Genomic DNA, 13,984 nt, shown 5'->3' with positions numbered 1-13,984 from the left:
AGCCCGAGGCGCCCCCCGCCTCCCCGGCTGCTTCGAACACCGTCGATCCGGCGGCCTCGCTGGCGAAGCCCTTCAAGCTGTCACGCCGCTTCGACCGCACGGCGCGCCTGTTGGGCGACAACGCCATGGAGCGGCTGGCCAACGCGCACGTGGTGGTGTTCGGCCTGGGCGGCGTGGGCAGCTTCACCGCGGAGGGCCTGGTGCGCAGCGGCGTGGGCCGGCTGACGCTGGTGGACCACGACGACGTGTGCGTCACCAACACCAACCGCCAGCTGCACGCGACGGTGAAGTCGGTGGGCAAGTCCAAGGCGGAGCTGATGGCCCAGCGCTGCCAGGAGATCAACCCGCAGGCGAAGGTGGAGGCCCTGCGCGAGTTCTACCGCGAGGAGCTGGCGGAGACGCTCCTGCCCGCGGGCCGCTACGACTTCGTGGTGGACGCCATCGACAACGTGAAGGCGAAGCTGCACCTGTTGCACCGCTGCGTGACGATGGGCCTGCCGGTGGTCAGCTCCATGGGCGCGGCGGGACGCCTGGACCCCACGGCCATCCGCGTGGAGGACCTGAGCGAGACGCACATGGACCCCTTCGCCAAGGACATCCGCAAGCTGCTCAAGCGCAAGTACGGCGTGGAGACGGAGCGCCACACGGGCATCACCGCCGTGTACTCCATCGAGACGCGCCGGCAGCCGGTGCCGCTCAACTACGACGACGCGACCGACGGCTTCCTGTGCGTCTGCCCGCAGGACAACGAGTTCCACACCTGCGACCACCGCACGCAGATTGACGGCAGCGTGGCGTTCGTCACCTCCGCCTTCGGCATGAACGCCGCGGGCGTGGTGGTGCGCCGGCTCGCTTCCGCGCGGTAGTAGCGCGTCAGGCGACTCGGGGCCGGGCCTGCGCCACCGCGGGCTCCCGGCCGCACGGACGGCGGAAGACGCAGCGGGCGCAGGCGTCCAGGTTCCCCGTCTGCGGGAAGGCCTCCGGCTCCTTCGGCGTGTTGGTGCCAGGGTCCTTGAGCAGCGCGCGCATCCCCTCCACGCTCCGGGCGAAGTGCTGGCGGAAGGAGTCCATGGCGGACGGATCCACCGTCACGTCGTGCTCCAGTCCCTCGTTGAGGTACACGAGCGAGGCGCGCACCTTCTCCAGCGGGTAGCGGTAGCGCTGCGCGATGTAGAGCGCGTAGCCCAGCACCTGCTCGTCGTAGCCCTCGCGCGAGCGGCCCGTCTTCCAGTCCACCACCACGACGGAGCCTTCGGCGTCCACGTAGGCGAAGTCCGGGATGGCGAAGGTCTTCACCCCGTCCATGACGAAGTGGGCGAAGTCGAAGCCCGCGTCCACCTCCAGCCACTGCGCGGGCTTGAGCCCCTTCGCGACCGTGGGCCAGCGCGACTGGAAGAACCAGGTCAGCGCGTTGCGCACCGTTTCGAAGTTCTGCTTCCAGGACTCGTTGGGGACGTCCTCGGCGTACTCGTGCTCCGCGAGGCCGGTGAAGGGCTTGCGGTACTTCGTCGTCCAGTAGGCCTTGGAGCGCGAGTGCCGGAAGTCGTCCTGCATCAGCTTGTGCGTGCGCGCCTCCACCTTCGCGGGGTCCACGTCACGGCCGGCGCGCCAGTCCAGCAGCACGTCCTTGAGTGCCTCGTGCACGATGCTGCCCGCCCAGGTGTAGCGGTTGTGCAGCTTCTTGAGGACGTAGAGCTCGCGCACGTCCTTGGCCGCCTCCGCCTCCCAGCCGCCCCAGGAGCGGTAGTAGTAGAGGTAGTAGGCCCGGAGACACTCGGAGAACTTCTCGTGGCGGCTCTTGGACCAGGAGAAGTCGTTGGTGATGGGAGGACGGGCCATGGACGCGGGGCATCCTATAGACGATCGCCCGCCCCGCCAGAAGAGGGACGGGCGGCCAGACAACCGCCCCGTGCCGTCGGTAAAAACGCCGGGTGCGCCCGACCGTACGGGTATGGTGCCGCGCAACCCCCGCGAAGAATCACATGAGCCCACGCAAGCGCACTGACAGCGGGGCACTCCCCGCCCCCGTCTCCCCTGAACGCCACGCCGCCATTCATGGTCCGCTGCTCTCCTGGTACGACCGGAACAAGCGCGACCTGCCCTGGCGCCGCACGCGCGCCCCGTACGCCATCTGGCTCAGCGAGGTCATGCTCCAGCAGACACAGGTGTCCACGGTCATCCCGTACTGGGAGCGTTTCCTCGCGCGCTTTCCCACGGTGAAGGCCCTGGCCTCCGCGCCCCTGGACGACGTGCTCTCCGGGTGGAAGGGGCTGGGCTACTACTCCCGCGCGCGCAACCTGCACCGGGCCGCGCAGGAAGTGGTGGAGCGCTTCGGAGGGAAGCTCCCGTCCACGGCGGAGGAGCTGCTCACCCTGCCCGGCTTCGGTCGCTACACCGCCGGGGCCGTGGCCTCCATCGCCTTTGGCGAGGAAGCCCCCATCGTGGACGGCAACGTGGCCCGCGTGCTGTCGCGCCTCTTCGAGGTGGAGGGCCTGCCCGGGGACCGCGACCGCGAGGCCACGCTCTGGGCGCTGGCCTCCGCGCTGGTGAAGGGGCAGCGGCCCGGGGACTTCAACCAGGCGCTGATGGAGCACGGCGCCACGGTGTGCCGGCCGGAGTCACCGCTGTGCCTGTTGTGCCCCGTGCGCGACGGGTGCATCGCGTTCAAGAAGGGCCGCGTGGACGAGCTGCCTCCGGCCAAGGTGCGCGCCGCGCCCCGCAAGCTGTTCCTGGCGCTGGCCGTGTGGCCGCACGCGGGCACGCTCCTCTTCGCGCGTCGCGCGGACAAGGGCCTCTTCGGCGGCCTGTGGGAGCTGCCCGCCGTGGAGGTGGAGGAGGGCACGTCCGAAGCGGAGGCGACGGAGCGGCTGGCGACGACGCTGGGCGCGCCGCTCACGCTGGAGGGCACACTGGACAGCGTGCGCCGGCAGCTCACCCACCGCGACCTCACGCTGCGGCTGCTGCGCGTGACGGGCGGCAAGCGCCCCACGAAGTCCGCCGCGTTCCAGGACCTGCGCTGGTGCACGCCGCAGGAAGCAGAGGCGCTGGGCATGAGCACCGCGATGCAGCGCGCGCTCGACGCGGCGCTGGGGCACGGCGTGATGGGAGGCGACGCCGCGCCCGCGAAGAAGAAGACGGCGGGCCGCCCTGCCCGGAAGGCGGCCGGCCGCTGAAGCGCAGGGCGGCCATCCACTCCCAGACCGCACGTACGGGCGTATTCCGCTGATGGATTTTCCGAGCGGAATGGCCCGTTGGTCCCTCAACACTTCGCGACCTGGGATGTCGCTCCGGCAACCCCGTACGCCTTGGGTCTCTTTCGCGATCGAGGGCCGCGGCCGAAGCTTCAGGTCGCCTTTTCCAGGAGGAAGCCCCATGGCCCGTCAGAACGCGCAGAAGTCGCAACCGAACCCGGCCCCCAAGGCCGCGCCGGAGCGGACCGAGGACAAGAAGCCGGTGGCCACGGCGAGCGCGCCCACGAGCAAGACCGCCGCTCCCACGCAGGAGCAGATTGCCCGCCGCGCCTACGAAATCTTCCAGGCCCGGGGCGGCACGCACGGCAACCCCGAGCACGACTGGCACCAGGCTGAACGCGAGCTGCGGCTCGGCCGTCAGTAGTCAGCCGCCACGGCCGCCCGCGTTCTTCAGTGCGCGGGCGGAAGGCCCTGGAGGGACGGGCGTTCGGACTCCAGTGCCCGCTTCAGCCGGCGCTGGGCCTGCTTGAGTTCCTCCAGGATGCGCTCGGCGTCCACCACCGAGCGCATCGCCAGCCCGCACGCGGGCGTCAGCAGCACCGTGGACAGCGCGCGCGCGAAGCCGATGTCGTTGGGCAGCGCGGCCTTCAACGACGCCTCCACCGAGTCCGACAGCTCCTCCACCGAATACGTGGACGCCAGGTCCGTGGGGATGACGCCCAGGCTCAGCGTGGCGCCGGAGTCCAGGAAGCGCTTGAGCGCGTCCGTCTCCTCCAGCATCGCGTCCAACGACAGCCGCACGTCCAGCGACACCAGATCCGCCTGCGCGTCCAGCAGCACGCCCCAGTCCGTGTTGCCGCAGCAGTGGACGCCCACGAGCGCGCCTTCACGCTGCAGCGCCACCACCAGCAGCCGCAGCTCCTGCTGCGCCAGCAGGTGCTGCGGGTTCATCCTCACGTAGGCGTAGAGGCCCGGCTCGTCCAGGTAGAACAGGGGCGTGGTGCCCGTGCGCTTGAGGGCGCGCACCATGGCCAGCGCGCGCACCATCACCAGCCGGTACAGCGCCGCGTCCAGGCCCGGCACCGCCAGCACCGGCTCACCCGTCGCGGTGCGCACCACGGAGCGCACCGTGAAGGGGCCGGACAGCTGCGCCTTCGCGAAGGCGAGCTTGCGGTGCTCCACCTCCCAGAGGAACGGCTTCCACGCGCGGCACGCGTCCGCGGTGGGCTCGAAGGACTCCAGGTCCCCGGAGGCGAGCGCCGCCTCCAGCCGCTTCTCGAAGGCCTCGCGCCCCGCGCTCCACGCGTCCACGTCCACCGTGCAGACGCCGTCCTCGTCGAAGCGCAGGCCCGGCAGGCCCTCCAGCGCGGCGGGGATCATCAGCTCGGACGGATGGCCCACCGGCAGCTGCGGCAGGAACGGGATGTCCATGGCGAGCGCGGCCTGTAGACCCAGCTCCACCTGGGTGTGCGGCAGGCTGCCAATGCCCGTCGTGGCACACGCGGGCAGGAGCTGGACGGCGCGACGGATGGTGGGCGAAGGCATGGCGGCAATCTAACCCGTCCACCGCGCCCGGGCCCGGCCTTCGGGCCCCCGACGCATCAAGTCACCGAGAAATACGTCGCGTTCGGGTGGTGGAAGACGATGGCGGACACGCTCGCCTCGGGCTCCATCATGCAGCCGTCGGTGAGCTGCACGCCGATCTCCTCCGGCTTGAGCGCGGCGAACAGCTTCGTCTGGTCCTCCAGGCGCGGGCACGCCGGGTAGCCGAACGAGTAGCGCTTGCCGGTGTACTCCGCGCGGAAGCGCTCCAGCATCGTCATGTCCGCGCGGTCCGGGAAGCCCCACATGCTGCGCAGCTGCGTGTGCAGCAGCTCCGCGTAACCCTCCGCGGTCTCCAGCGCCAGCGCCTGCACCGCGTGCATCTTGAGGAACTCGCCCCTGGCCTTGAAGCCTTCGGACAGCTCGCGGATGCCCGCGCCCGCGGTGGTGACGAACAGCGAGAGCGCGTCCACCGGCTTGCCGTTCTCCAGCGGCCTCACGTAGTCCGCCAGGCACAGGCCGTTGTCCTTGTCCTGCCGGGGGAAGTCGAAGGACGTCACCGGCTCGCCCGTCGTGCCGTCGAAGAGCAGCACGCGGTCGCCGTCGCTGGCCGCCTTGAAGAACTGGAACACCGAGCGCGCATGCATCACGCCGCCGCGCAGGAGCGTCTTCAGCTCCTCCACCGCCTCCTTCAGCGCCAGCGCCTTGCGGCCCTCTTCCGTCTTGGCCAGCTCCGCTTCGGCCGGCGTGCCCAGCGCGCGCGACGACGTGCGCAGGCCCAGGTGGCGGCCGTAGAGCATCACCGGGTTGATGAACTTCCAGATGTGATCCAGCGGCGTGTTGGTGAGCACGTGCCGCGCGAAGTCCGGCGCGGGCGGCACCACGTCCAGCACCGGCACCTCCGTGCTGCGCGAGCGGCGCACCGGAGCCGCGGGCGCGGGCCGGTCCTTCGCCTCCTGCGCCAGCTTCAGCCGCCGCGCGGCCAGGTCATCCCGCAGCTTCGCGTGCGCGCCCGGCTCCACGATCTGCTTCGCCAGCTCCAGGCCGTTCATCGCGTCCTGCGCGTAGGCCACGGTGCCGCCGCCGTAGGCCGGGGCGATGTTGCGGTCCACGAAGTTGCGGCTGAGCGCGGCGCCGCCCACCAGGATGGGGGTCTCCACGCCCGCGCGCTTCAGGTCCTCCGCGGTGGCCACCATCTGGTGCGCGCTCTTCACCAGCAGGCCCGACAGGCCCAGGATGTCCGGCCGGTGCTCCTTCACCGCCAGCACCAGCTGCTCGGGCGGGACCTTGATGCCCAGGTTCACCACCTGGAAGCCGTTGTTGGCGAGGATGATCTCCACCAGGTTCTTGCCGATGTCGTGCACGTCCCCCTTCACCGTCGCGAGCACGATCTTGCCGCGCGACGCCGCCTGGGTCTGGCTCATGTGCGGCTCCAGGTGGCTCACCGCCGCCTTCATGGACTCCGCGCTCTGGAGCACCTCCGCGACGATGAGCTCGTTGGCGCCGAAGAGGCGGCCCACCTCGTCCATGCCCTTCATCAGCGGCCCGTTGATGATGTCCAGCGGCGCCATCTCCTTCATCGCCAGGTCCAGGTCCGCGGTGAGGCCGTCGCGCGTGCCTTCGATGATGTAGCGCTGGAGCCGCTCGTTCAGCGGCAGGCTGCTCACCTGGGCGCGCGCGGGCTTGCGCTCGCGGAAGTGCGCAGCGAAGGGCGTCACGGGGTCCGCGCCCCGGTTGTAGATGAGGTCCTCGGAGAGCTTCCGCTCCTCCTCCGGCAGCGACGGGTAGCGCTCCAGCTTCTCCGAGTTGACGAGCGCCATGTCCAGGCCCGCCTGCACGCAGTGGTACAGGAACACGGAGTTGAGCACCTCGCGGCCCGCGGTGGGCAGGCCGAAGGACACGTTGCTGATGCCCAGCACCGTGCGGCACTGCGGGAAGCGCTGTTTGATCAGCCGCACGCCTTCAATCGTCTCCACGCCGCTGCCGGTGTACTGCGCGTCACCGGAGGCACACGGGAACACCAGCGGGTCGAAGTACAGGTCCTCCGGGCGCATGCCGTACTTCTGGGTGAGCAGCTCGTAGCTGCGCTCGGCCACGGCGAGCTTGCGGTCGCGCGTGACGGCCATGCCCACCTCGTCGATGCAGCCCACCACCAGCGCCGCGCCGAACGCCTTCGCCAGGGGGACGACCTTCTCGAAGCGCTCCTCGCCGTCCTCCAGGTTGACGGAGTTGATGATGGCCTTGCCCTGGCAGTACGTGAGCGCCATGGCGATGACCTTCTCGTCCGTCGAGTCGATCATCAGCGGCACGCGCACCTTCTTGACCACCACCTCCAGGAAGTGGCGCATGTCCTCCAGCTCGTCCCGGTCCGGGTTCGCCAGGCAGATGTCGATGACCTGCGCCGCCCGCCGCACCTGGGCGCGGGCAATCTCCGACGCGTCGTCGAATGCACCCGCGACGATGAGCTCCTTGAACTTCTTGCTGCCGATGACGTTGGTGCGCTCGCCCACGATGATGGGGCGCTGCTCGTCCGTCACCTCCAGGTAGTCCACACCGGACAGCGACGAGCGCGGCTTGGGCGTCTCCGTGCGCGGCTTGAGGCCCTTCACCATGGCGGCGAGCGCCTCGATGTGGCCCGCGTGCGTGCCGCAACAGCCGCCCACCACGTTGATCCAACCGTTGTCACAGAAGCGCTTGAGCGACCGGGAGATCATCTCCGGCGACTCCAGATACTGACCGTTCTCGTCCGGCAAACCCGCGTTGGGCACGCACGACACAGGGAACGGGCTCATGGAGGACAGCGAGCGGATGTGGTCCGTCATGAAGTCCGGACCCGTGGCGCAGTTGAGCCCCAGGTACAGCAGCTCCGTGTGCTCCAGCGACGTGGCCAGGCTCTCCACGGACTGGCCCGCGAGCATCGTGCCCATGGGCTCAATCGTGCCGGACACCGCCACCGGCACCGCCCAGCCCAGCTTCTTGAAGGCCCGGTCGATGCCCAGCAGCGCCGCCTTCACGTTGCGCGTGTCCTGCGCCGTCTCCACCAGCAGGTAGTCGGAGCCACCCACCGCGAGCCCCTCCGCCTGCACGGCGAAGTTGTCCACCAGCTCCTCGAAGGTGATACCGCCCGTGACGCTGATGGCCTTGGTGGTGGGGCCAATGGAGCCCGCCACCCAGCGCATCCGGCCGTCCTTCGCCTCCGCGGCCTTCGCGGCGTTGAGCGCCAGGCGGGACGCGGCGATGTTGATCTCCATCGCCTTGTGGCCCAGCTCGAACTCCGCCAGCACCACGGGCGTGCCGCCGAAGCTGTCTGTCTCCGTCACGTCCGCGCCCGCGGCGAAGTACTTCGCGTGGATGCCCTCGATGACGTCCGGGCGGGTGAGGACCAGGTGCTCGTTGCAGCCCTCGTACTCCGCGCCGCCGAAGTCCGCCGCCACCAGCTGGTGGCCCTGGAGGAGCGTGCCCATGGCGCCGTCCAGCACCAGGATGCGCTCGCGCATCGCGGCCTTGAGCGCCGCCACGCGCTGGCCGTGCTCCCCGGGGGGAAGCGGCAGGGGATGGGCGATGTGGCTCGTCATGACGGTTTGACTCCGGTCAGCAGGAAGACGCGGAAGGGACTGGCCCCGTCGCGCGCGTGCGTCTCGCGGGTGAACGACGTGAAGCCGGCCTCGCGAAGGGCCGCTTCCAGGACTTCGGGCGAAAAGCCCAGGTGCCGGTGCCCCAACCGCTCCAGCACCCACTTCTCTTCGTGCGGCAGCAGCTCCAGCACCACCAGCCGGCCGCCCGGCTTGAGCAGCCGCGCGGCCTCCGCCACCACCGCCGCGGGCGACTCCACGTGGTGGAGGCTCTGCGAAATCACCACCAGGTCCATGCGCCCACCGGACAGGGACAGCCGGTGCAGGTCCTCGCGCAGGAACGTGATGTTGGTGAGTTCGTCACGCAGGGCCAGGGTTCGAGCCTGGGACAGCGCGTCCTCGCTCTGGTCAATGGCCCACACGTGCCGCGCCCACCGCGCCATGGCCCGGCTGAACACGCCCGTGCCGCAGCCGAAGTCCGCCACGTCCAGCGGCGGCAGGAGCGACGCCAGCGCCCCCGCCCAGAGGAACCACGACTGGCCGGGCTCCAACAGCCGCTCGTTGAGCGCCTGCCGGTCCTCCCGCGCGCGCAAGAGGTCGCTGAGCCGCGCGGAGTCCCCCGCCGCGTCCTCCGCCTCGCGCGCCAGCCGGACGAGCGGCCAGCGCGAGTCATCCGACTCCAGCGCCAGCGAGTAGTAGGTGAAGCCCGCCTGCCGCTCCTCGCGGATGAGCCCCAGCCCCTTCAGCTTCGACAGGTGGTGCGACACCGACGACTGGGCCACCCCCACCAGCGACACGAGCTCCGTCACGTTCAGCGGCGCCTGGGCCACCAACCGCAGGATGCGCAGCCGCGTCGTGTCCCCCAGGACACGGAAGGATTGGGAGAGGACGTCCATATCGAGCCATCAACATATATCGATGCTGGCCCCCAACCACAATGGCCCCGCCAACGCATTGCGTTGCCTTGGGATGCACCCATCCTGTAAAAATCCGAAATGGCTCCCTCCTCGACGCTGCACTCCCTGCTCGAAGGCAAGCGGTTCGGACTGGTCCTCTCCGCAGGCTACTTCGGCTTCTATGGCCACGCGGGCTTCTTGAAGGGGCTGCACGCCTCCGGCCTGAAGCCCCACGCCTACGCGGGCACGTCCGCGGGCGGGATGGTGGCGGCGTACGCGGCGGCGGGCATGCCCATGCCGGCGCTGGAGGAGCTGGTGCTGCGCCAGACGCGGGCCAACTTCTGGGACCCGGACCCCATTGGCGCGGTGCTGAACGTGGCGTCCCAGGGGCACGGCTTCACGGGCCTGCTCAAGGGCGAGCGCTTCCGGCGCCTCCTGGAGGACACGCTGCCGGTGTCCACCTTCGAGGACCTGCCGCACCCGCTGCTGCTCACCGTCGCCAACCTCACCCACGGCACGCACCAGGCGTTCACCACCGGGGAGCTGGCCCCGCGCGTCCACGCCACCTGCGCGTACCCGGGCCTCTTCCGGGCGGTGCCGCTGGACGGCCAGCTGTTCTGGGACGGCGGACTGGTGGACAAGGCGCCCGCGCTGTCGCTGCAGGAGAGCGCCATTGGCAAGGACCTGGACGCCATCCTCGTGCACTACCTGCCCAGCCGGACGCGCAAGGTGGTGGGCGGCCCCATGGCGTATCCGCAGGGCCTGGCCGCCGGGTCCGCCGCGCTCCGGCGCGACCACTTCCGCCTCCAGCTCACCGTGCTCCAGACGCGCAACGTGCCCGTGTACGTCGTCGTGTCCAACCTGCCGCCGGTGACGCCCGCCACGCTGGAGCGCGGCTTCGACGCCCTGGATCAAGCCCGCCTGTCCGCGGAGCGCGCCCTGGCCCGGCCTCCCGTGCCCTTCGAGCAGAGCACCTGAACGCGCACGCACGCCCGTCTGGTTCAATGAGGCAAGAATAAACCACCAGGAAAGAAATAACCGAATAGCCTGATTTAAATGACAGACCGGCGTGGCATGGTGGGGATGCTGTTCATCCCGGAGGAAGTCCATGCTGAAGTCGACGCTGTCCCCGCTCCGCCTGCGTGGCGCGGTCATGGCTGTGTCCCTGCTGGCGTTGGCCCCCGCTGCTGGCGCCGCCACTTCGCTGGCGCCACGCGCGCTCCTGGCGAAGCCCACGGGGCGGGAGCTGCCCGCGGGCACGTTCGTGGAGCGGCTGGTGGTGAAGTTCCACGAGGGCAGCCACGTGCGCCTGCGCGACAACGCGCTGCGCGCCCTGGCTTCCGAGCGCAGCGCCAGCGAGCGTGAGCTGCTGTCCGGCCTGCGCCTGGACTCCGCGCGCGTGGAGTCGGACCTGGCGGAGGTGGTGGCGCTGCTGGAGCGTGCGCCGCGCATCGGTGCGCTGGACCGGGTGTTCCAGGCGGAGGAGGCCACGCTGGACGCGAGCAAGGCGTCCGGTGAGCGGGCGAGCGGCGAGCAACTGGCGGACCTGAACCTGTACTTCGAAGTACCGCTGCTGCCCGGCACCACCGCGGACACCGTGGCGGACCTGGTGGCGGCGCTCAACCGCGTTGACAGCGTGGAGACGGCCTACGCGGCGCCGCCCCCGGAGCCGGCGATGGTGAACTTCGGCATGGAGGCGGGGCTGCGCGCGCTGCTGTCCGCGGCGGACCTGCCGCCCACCACGCCGGCGTACCAGTCCGCCCAGGGCTACCTCAACGCGGCGCCCTCCGGCATCAACGCGACGTACGCGTGGACGCAGACGGGCGGCCGGGGCACCAACGTGAAGATCGTGGACATCGAGGGTGGCTGGCGTACCACGCACGAGGACTTCCCCACGTTCTTCCGCGTGGGCGGCACGCAGTACAACGACCTTGGCTGGCGCAACCACGGCACCGCGGTGATGGGTGAAATCGTGGGCGCGAACAACGGCTACGGCGTGACGGGCATCGCCAGCGCGGCGTCGCCGGGCGTGGAGGCCATTGGCGCGCAGAGCTCCGCGAGCGCCATCACCAACGCGGCGGCGGCGGTGGGCGCGGGCGGCGTCATCCTCATCGAGCTGCACGCGGGCGGCCCCTCGGACGGCACGGCATGCACGTGCAACACGTCCCAGTGCAACTACATCGCGATGGAGTACTGGCAGGACAACTACGACGCCATCCGCAACGCCACCGCCAACGGCGTCGTCGTGGTGGAGGCGGCGGGCAACGGCAGCGCGAACCTGGACGCGGCGGCCTACGGCGGCCGGTTCAACCCGGCCACGCGCGACTCGGGCGCCATCCTGGTGGGCGCCAGCACCTCCACCACGCGCGTGCCCATGTGCTGGACCAACTTCGGCCAGCGCGTGAACGTGCACGCCTGGGGTGAGAAGGTCGTCACCACCGGCTACGGCGACCGCTTCGGCAGCGGCTACGGCGAGGACCAGTACTACACGTCCACCTTCAGCGGCACCTCCAGCGCGTCGCCCATCGTCGTGGGCGCCGCCGTCAGCGCCCAGGGCGTGGCGAAGGCCAACGGCCGGCTGCTGACGTCCGTGCAGATGCGCGGCCTGTTGCGCAACAACGGCACGGCGCAGGCGGCGGACTCGCGGCAGATTGGCCCGCTGCCGGACCTGGCGAAGGCCCTGCCCAAGGTCATCTCCGGCAACTACTGACACCTGACGAAGGCCGCCGACCTCCACGCGCGGCCTCCCCGGCCCTCCGTGCCCTTCGGGTGCGGAGGGCCGTGGTTTTCCTGGAGCCGTCAGCGCCCGCTGTAGCGGCGGTGGTCCACCATCAGGCAGCGGTCCTGCACCACGCGGATGCCGGCGGCGGCCAGCTTCTTCGCCGCGACGTCGTTGCGGATGCCGGACTGGAACCACACCGCCTTGGGCTTCTTCGCGATGATGTCGTCCACGTGCTGGTCGATGTCACCGGGCCTGCGGAACACGTCCACCAGGTCGATGTCGCCCGGGATGTCCGTAAGCTTCCGGTACACCGGCTTGCCCAGGATGACCTTCGCGTCCGGGTAGTAGACGGGCACCGGCACCACGTCCACGCCCGCCTTCGCCAGGTACTCCGGCACGTAGTACGCGGGCTGGGCGGAGTGGTCCTCCGTCTTGATGCCCAGCACCGCCACGCGCCGGGCCTCCTGCACCACTCGCTTCACACCCGCGTCATCCTCGATGAGGTACTCGTCGTGGCTCATGGCTCTTCCTCCTGAAGCGCTTCCGCCTGGGACTCGGTGGTGAGCGTCAGCGTGCCGCCCGCCTCCACCGCCTTCACCTTCAGCAGGCGGCGCACCGGGATGAACCGGGCCCACGTCACCACCTGCTCGCCTTCACACGTCACGCCCTTCGAAAGCTCGGGTGAACCGGCCTCCGCCCACGCGGCCTTGAGTTCCGCCGGGGCGTTGGGAGGCAGCGCGTCCAGGCACCTCAGCGTCAGCACCACCGCGTCGCCGAACGTCGTGAGCCGCGTGCCCTGCACCGTGCGCTCCAAGAGGAAGGCGCGCTCCTCGCCGTTCACGTCCACGGAGTCCACGGCCCAGGTGCGCTGCCCCTCCACCAGGTTGCGCTGGAGCAGCCCCCGTACTTCGCCTCCCACTCGCGGCGCGTGCGCAGCTCCAGCGCCTCCGGGGAAAAGAAGCGCTCCACATCCGGCACGCCGGTGCCTTCGGGCGCCACCTGCCGCAGCGCCTCCTGCGCGGCCTCCGGGCCCACCAGCTTCACGAAGGTGCCGTCCGCCGCCAGCTGCATGCGCAGCGTGAAGCGCTCCAGCACGGCGCCGGACAGGGACGGCACGTCGTGCCCGTCATGCACCTGGCGCGGGGTGCGCACGGATTGGGCCACGCGCCAGCCGCCGTCGGACGGGGTGAAGCGCGTCTCGGTGGTGAAGGCCGCCTCGTCGCGCACCTCCGGCTGCCCCTTGCGCTGGAGGGTGCGGGTGGCGCTCACGGATTCGGTGAGGAGGCGATCCACGGGGGGCTTGAAGTCCAGACGCACCGGCGGCGGCAGCCCCGGCGCGGGGTTGAGCGGCGGATACCGGGACTTGCACCCGGCAGCCAGCGACAGCAGGAGACAGCTCCACAAGAGGCCCGTACGCATGCGCTCGCGAACGCTGGCAGAAAGCCAGGGCGCCCGCGAGCGTCTTGCGACGTCCTTGTGTGGAGTGTCAGCGCACGGTCGACACTAGGGGTGGCGTGTCTCGCCCTCGGAGGCACCCTCGATGCGGTCGCGTCCGATGTTGCGCCGGTCGCGGTCCACGCCATCGTCGTCCTTCAGGCCGTTCATCGCGAAGCGGCGCTCGGCCTCCGCCAGGTCGCGCAGCACGTGCTCGCGCAACATGTACTCCTCCTGCGGCAGGGACTTGAGGATGTTGATGATGTCGACCGGGGCCTCGTTGTCCGCGGCGGCCTCGACGAGTTCCTCGCGCGTCGCCGGGTACTCCACCCCATCCAGGTGCGGGGTGATGGAGCGCGAGGGATCCTCCGCCTTTCCGTAAGCCATCGTGTCTTCCACCTTTCTTGCGCCCGGAGCGTCCAGTGCCCGGACGGCCATCCATGCCTCAACGTGGGGATGACGCCCGCTCCGGGCCACCCTGCCGCCCGGCACCTCCTACGACGCCGGGCGGGCGAGGGACCGGCCGTCTTGCCCACGTTCGCTTCAGGGTAGAGTCCCCCCGCGCCAACGCCCGCCGGAGTGTCCTCCTGATGTCCGCAGCCTCCCTGCTCGCCGCCTGGCTTACGC

At 70.4% G+C, this 13,984-nt stretch carries 13 protein-coding genes; 5 read left to right on the top strand and 8 right to left on the bottom strand.

Annotated elements, in window-relative coordinates:
* Nucleotides 1-866 (top strand): ThiF family adenylyltransferase (locus tag D7V80_RS35920; RefSeq protein ID WP_370452598.1); only part of this gene is annotated, 866 nt, incomplete at its 5' end.
* A gap of 7 nt (nucleotides 867-873) precedes the next feature.
* On the opposite strand, the gene D7V80_RS35915 is transcribed toward D7V80_RS35920, so the two are convergent.
* Nucleotides 874-1,839 carry a PD-(D/E)XK nuclease family protein gene (locus D7V80_RS35915; protein WP_120592383.1) on the bottom strand — a complete coding sequence of 322 codons (966 nt, stop codon included), beginning with the start codon at nucleotides 1,837-1,839 and terminating at the stop codon, nucleotides 874-876.
* A gap of 143 nt (nucleotides 1,840-1,982) precedes the next feature.
* Here D7V80_RS35915 and mutY point away from each other — a divergent pair, with 143 nt between their 5' ends.
* Nucleotides 1,983-3,173 (top strand): A/G-specific adenine glycosylase, encoded by a 1,191-nt coding sequence (gene mutY / locus D7V80_RS35910; protein WP_120592382.1) that lies wholly within the window; start codon nucleotides 1,983-1,985, stop codon nucleotides 3,171-3,173.
* Between the two features lie 199 nt (nucleotides 3,174-3,372).
* Nucleotides 3,373-3,615: a DUF2934 domain-containing protein gene (locus D7V80_RS35905; protein ID WP_014394836.1), complete on the top strand. Its 243-nt coding sequence runs from the start codon at nucleotides 3,373-3,375 to the stop codon at nucleotides 3,613-3,615.
* A 26-nt stretch (nucleotides 3,616-3,641) separates the two neighbouring features.
* On the opposite strand, the gene D7V80_RS35900 is transcribed toward D7V80_RS35905, so the two are convergent.
* Genes D7V80_RS35900 through D7V80_RS35890 form a run of 3 tightly spaced genes read right to left on the bottom strand, consistent with a single transcriptional unit; the run spans nucleotide 3,642 to nucleotide 9,201 of the window.
* Nucleotides 3,642-4,736, bottom strand: a complete 1,095-nt coding sequence (locus D7V80_RS35900; protein WP_120592381.1) for a hypothetical protein — start codon at nucleotides 4,734-4,736, stop codon at nucleotides 3,642-3,644.
* Nucleotides 4,737-4,792: 56 nt separating this feature from the next.
* Nucleotides 4,793-8,308 carry a methionine synthase gene (gene metH, locus D7V80_RS35895; RefSeq protein ID WP_120592380.1) on the bottom strand — a complete coding sequence of 1,172 codons (3,516 nt, stop codon included), beginning with the start codon at nucleotides 8,306-8,308 and terminating at the stop codon, nucleotides 4,793-4,795.
* A complete protein-coding gene (locus tag D7V80_RS35890; RefSeq protein ID WP_120592379.1) occupies nucleotides 8,305-9,201 on the bottom strand; it encodes a metalloregulator ArsR/SmtB family transcription factor in 897 nt (298 codons plus the stop codon). The genes metH and D7V80_RS35890 overlap by 4 nt, the downstream gene beginning before the upstream one ends.
* 99 nt (nucleotides 9,202-9,300) lie before the next feature.
* Here D7V80_RS35890 and D7V80_RS35885 point away from each other — a divergent pair, with 99 nt between their 5' ends.
* Together D7V80_RS35885 and D7V80_RS35880 are read left to right on the top strand one after the other, a co-directional pair.
* On the top strand, nucleotides 9,301-10,179 hold the full coding sequence (locus tag D7V80_RS35885) for a patatin-like phospholipase family protein (protein WP_120592378.1): 879 nt from the start codon (nucleotides 9,301-9,303) through the stop codon (nucleotides 10,177-10,179).
* 130 nt (nucleotides 10,180-10,309) lie between these two features.
* Nucleotides 10,310-11,911 carry a S8 family peptidase gene (locus tag D7V80_RS35880; RefSeq protein WP_120592377.1) on the top strand — a complete coding sequence of 534 codons (1,602 nt, stop codon included), beginning with the start codon at nucleotides 10,310-10,312 and terminating at the stop codon, nucleotides 11,909-11,911.
* An 89-nt stretch (nucleotides 11,912-12,000) separates the two neighbouring features.
* On the opposite strand, the gene D7V80_RS35875 is transcribed toward D7V80_RS35880, so the two are convergent.
* From D7V80_RS35875 to D7V80_RS35865, 4 genes are all read right to left on the bottom strand, one after another.
* Nucleotides 12,001-12,444 carry a CoA-binding protein gene (locus D7V80_RS35875; RefSeq protein ID WP_120592376.1) on the bottom strand — a complete coding sequence of 148 codons (444 nt, stop codon included), beginning with the start codon at nucleotides 12,442-12,444 and terminating at the stop codon, nucleotides 12,001-12,003.
* Nucleotides 12,441-12,779: a hypothetical protein gene (locus D7V80_RS43185; protein ID WP_233585973.1), complete on the bottom strand. Its 339-nt coding sequence runs from the start codon at nucleotides 12,777-12,779 to the stop codon at nucleotides 12,441-12,443. Before D7V80_RS43185 ends, D7V80_RS35875 begins: the two co-directional genes overlap by 4 nt.
* Entirely contained in the window at nucleotides 12,761-13,342 is a 582-nt protein-coding gene (locus tag D7V80_RS43180) for a hypothetical protein (RefSeq protein ID WP_233585972.1), read from the bottom strand. Before D7V80_RS43180 ends, D7V80_RS43185 begins: the two co-directional genes overlap by 19 nt.
* An 84-nt stretch (nucleotides 13,343-13,426) precedes the next feature.
* Nucleotides 13,427-13,744: a DUF2795 domain-containing protein gene (locus tag D7V80_RS35865; protein ID WP_120592375.1), complete on the bottom strand. Its 318-nt coding sequence runs from the start codon at nucleotides 13,742-13,744 to the stop codon at nucleotides 13,427-13,429.
* Between the last annotated feature and the right edge of the window lie 240 nt (nucleotides 13,745-13,984).

Origin of the sequence: Corallococcus sp. CA054B (assembly GCF_003611625.1) — a bacterium.
Classification (GTDB): Bacteria; Myxococcota; Myxococcia; order Myxococcales; family Myxococcaceae; genus Corallococcus; species Corallococcus coralloides.
The sequence above is the reverse complement of the archived record's forward strand: the minus strand, read 5'-3'. Positions and strand labels throughout refer to the sequence as shown.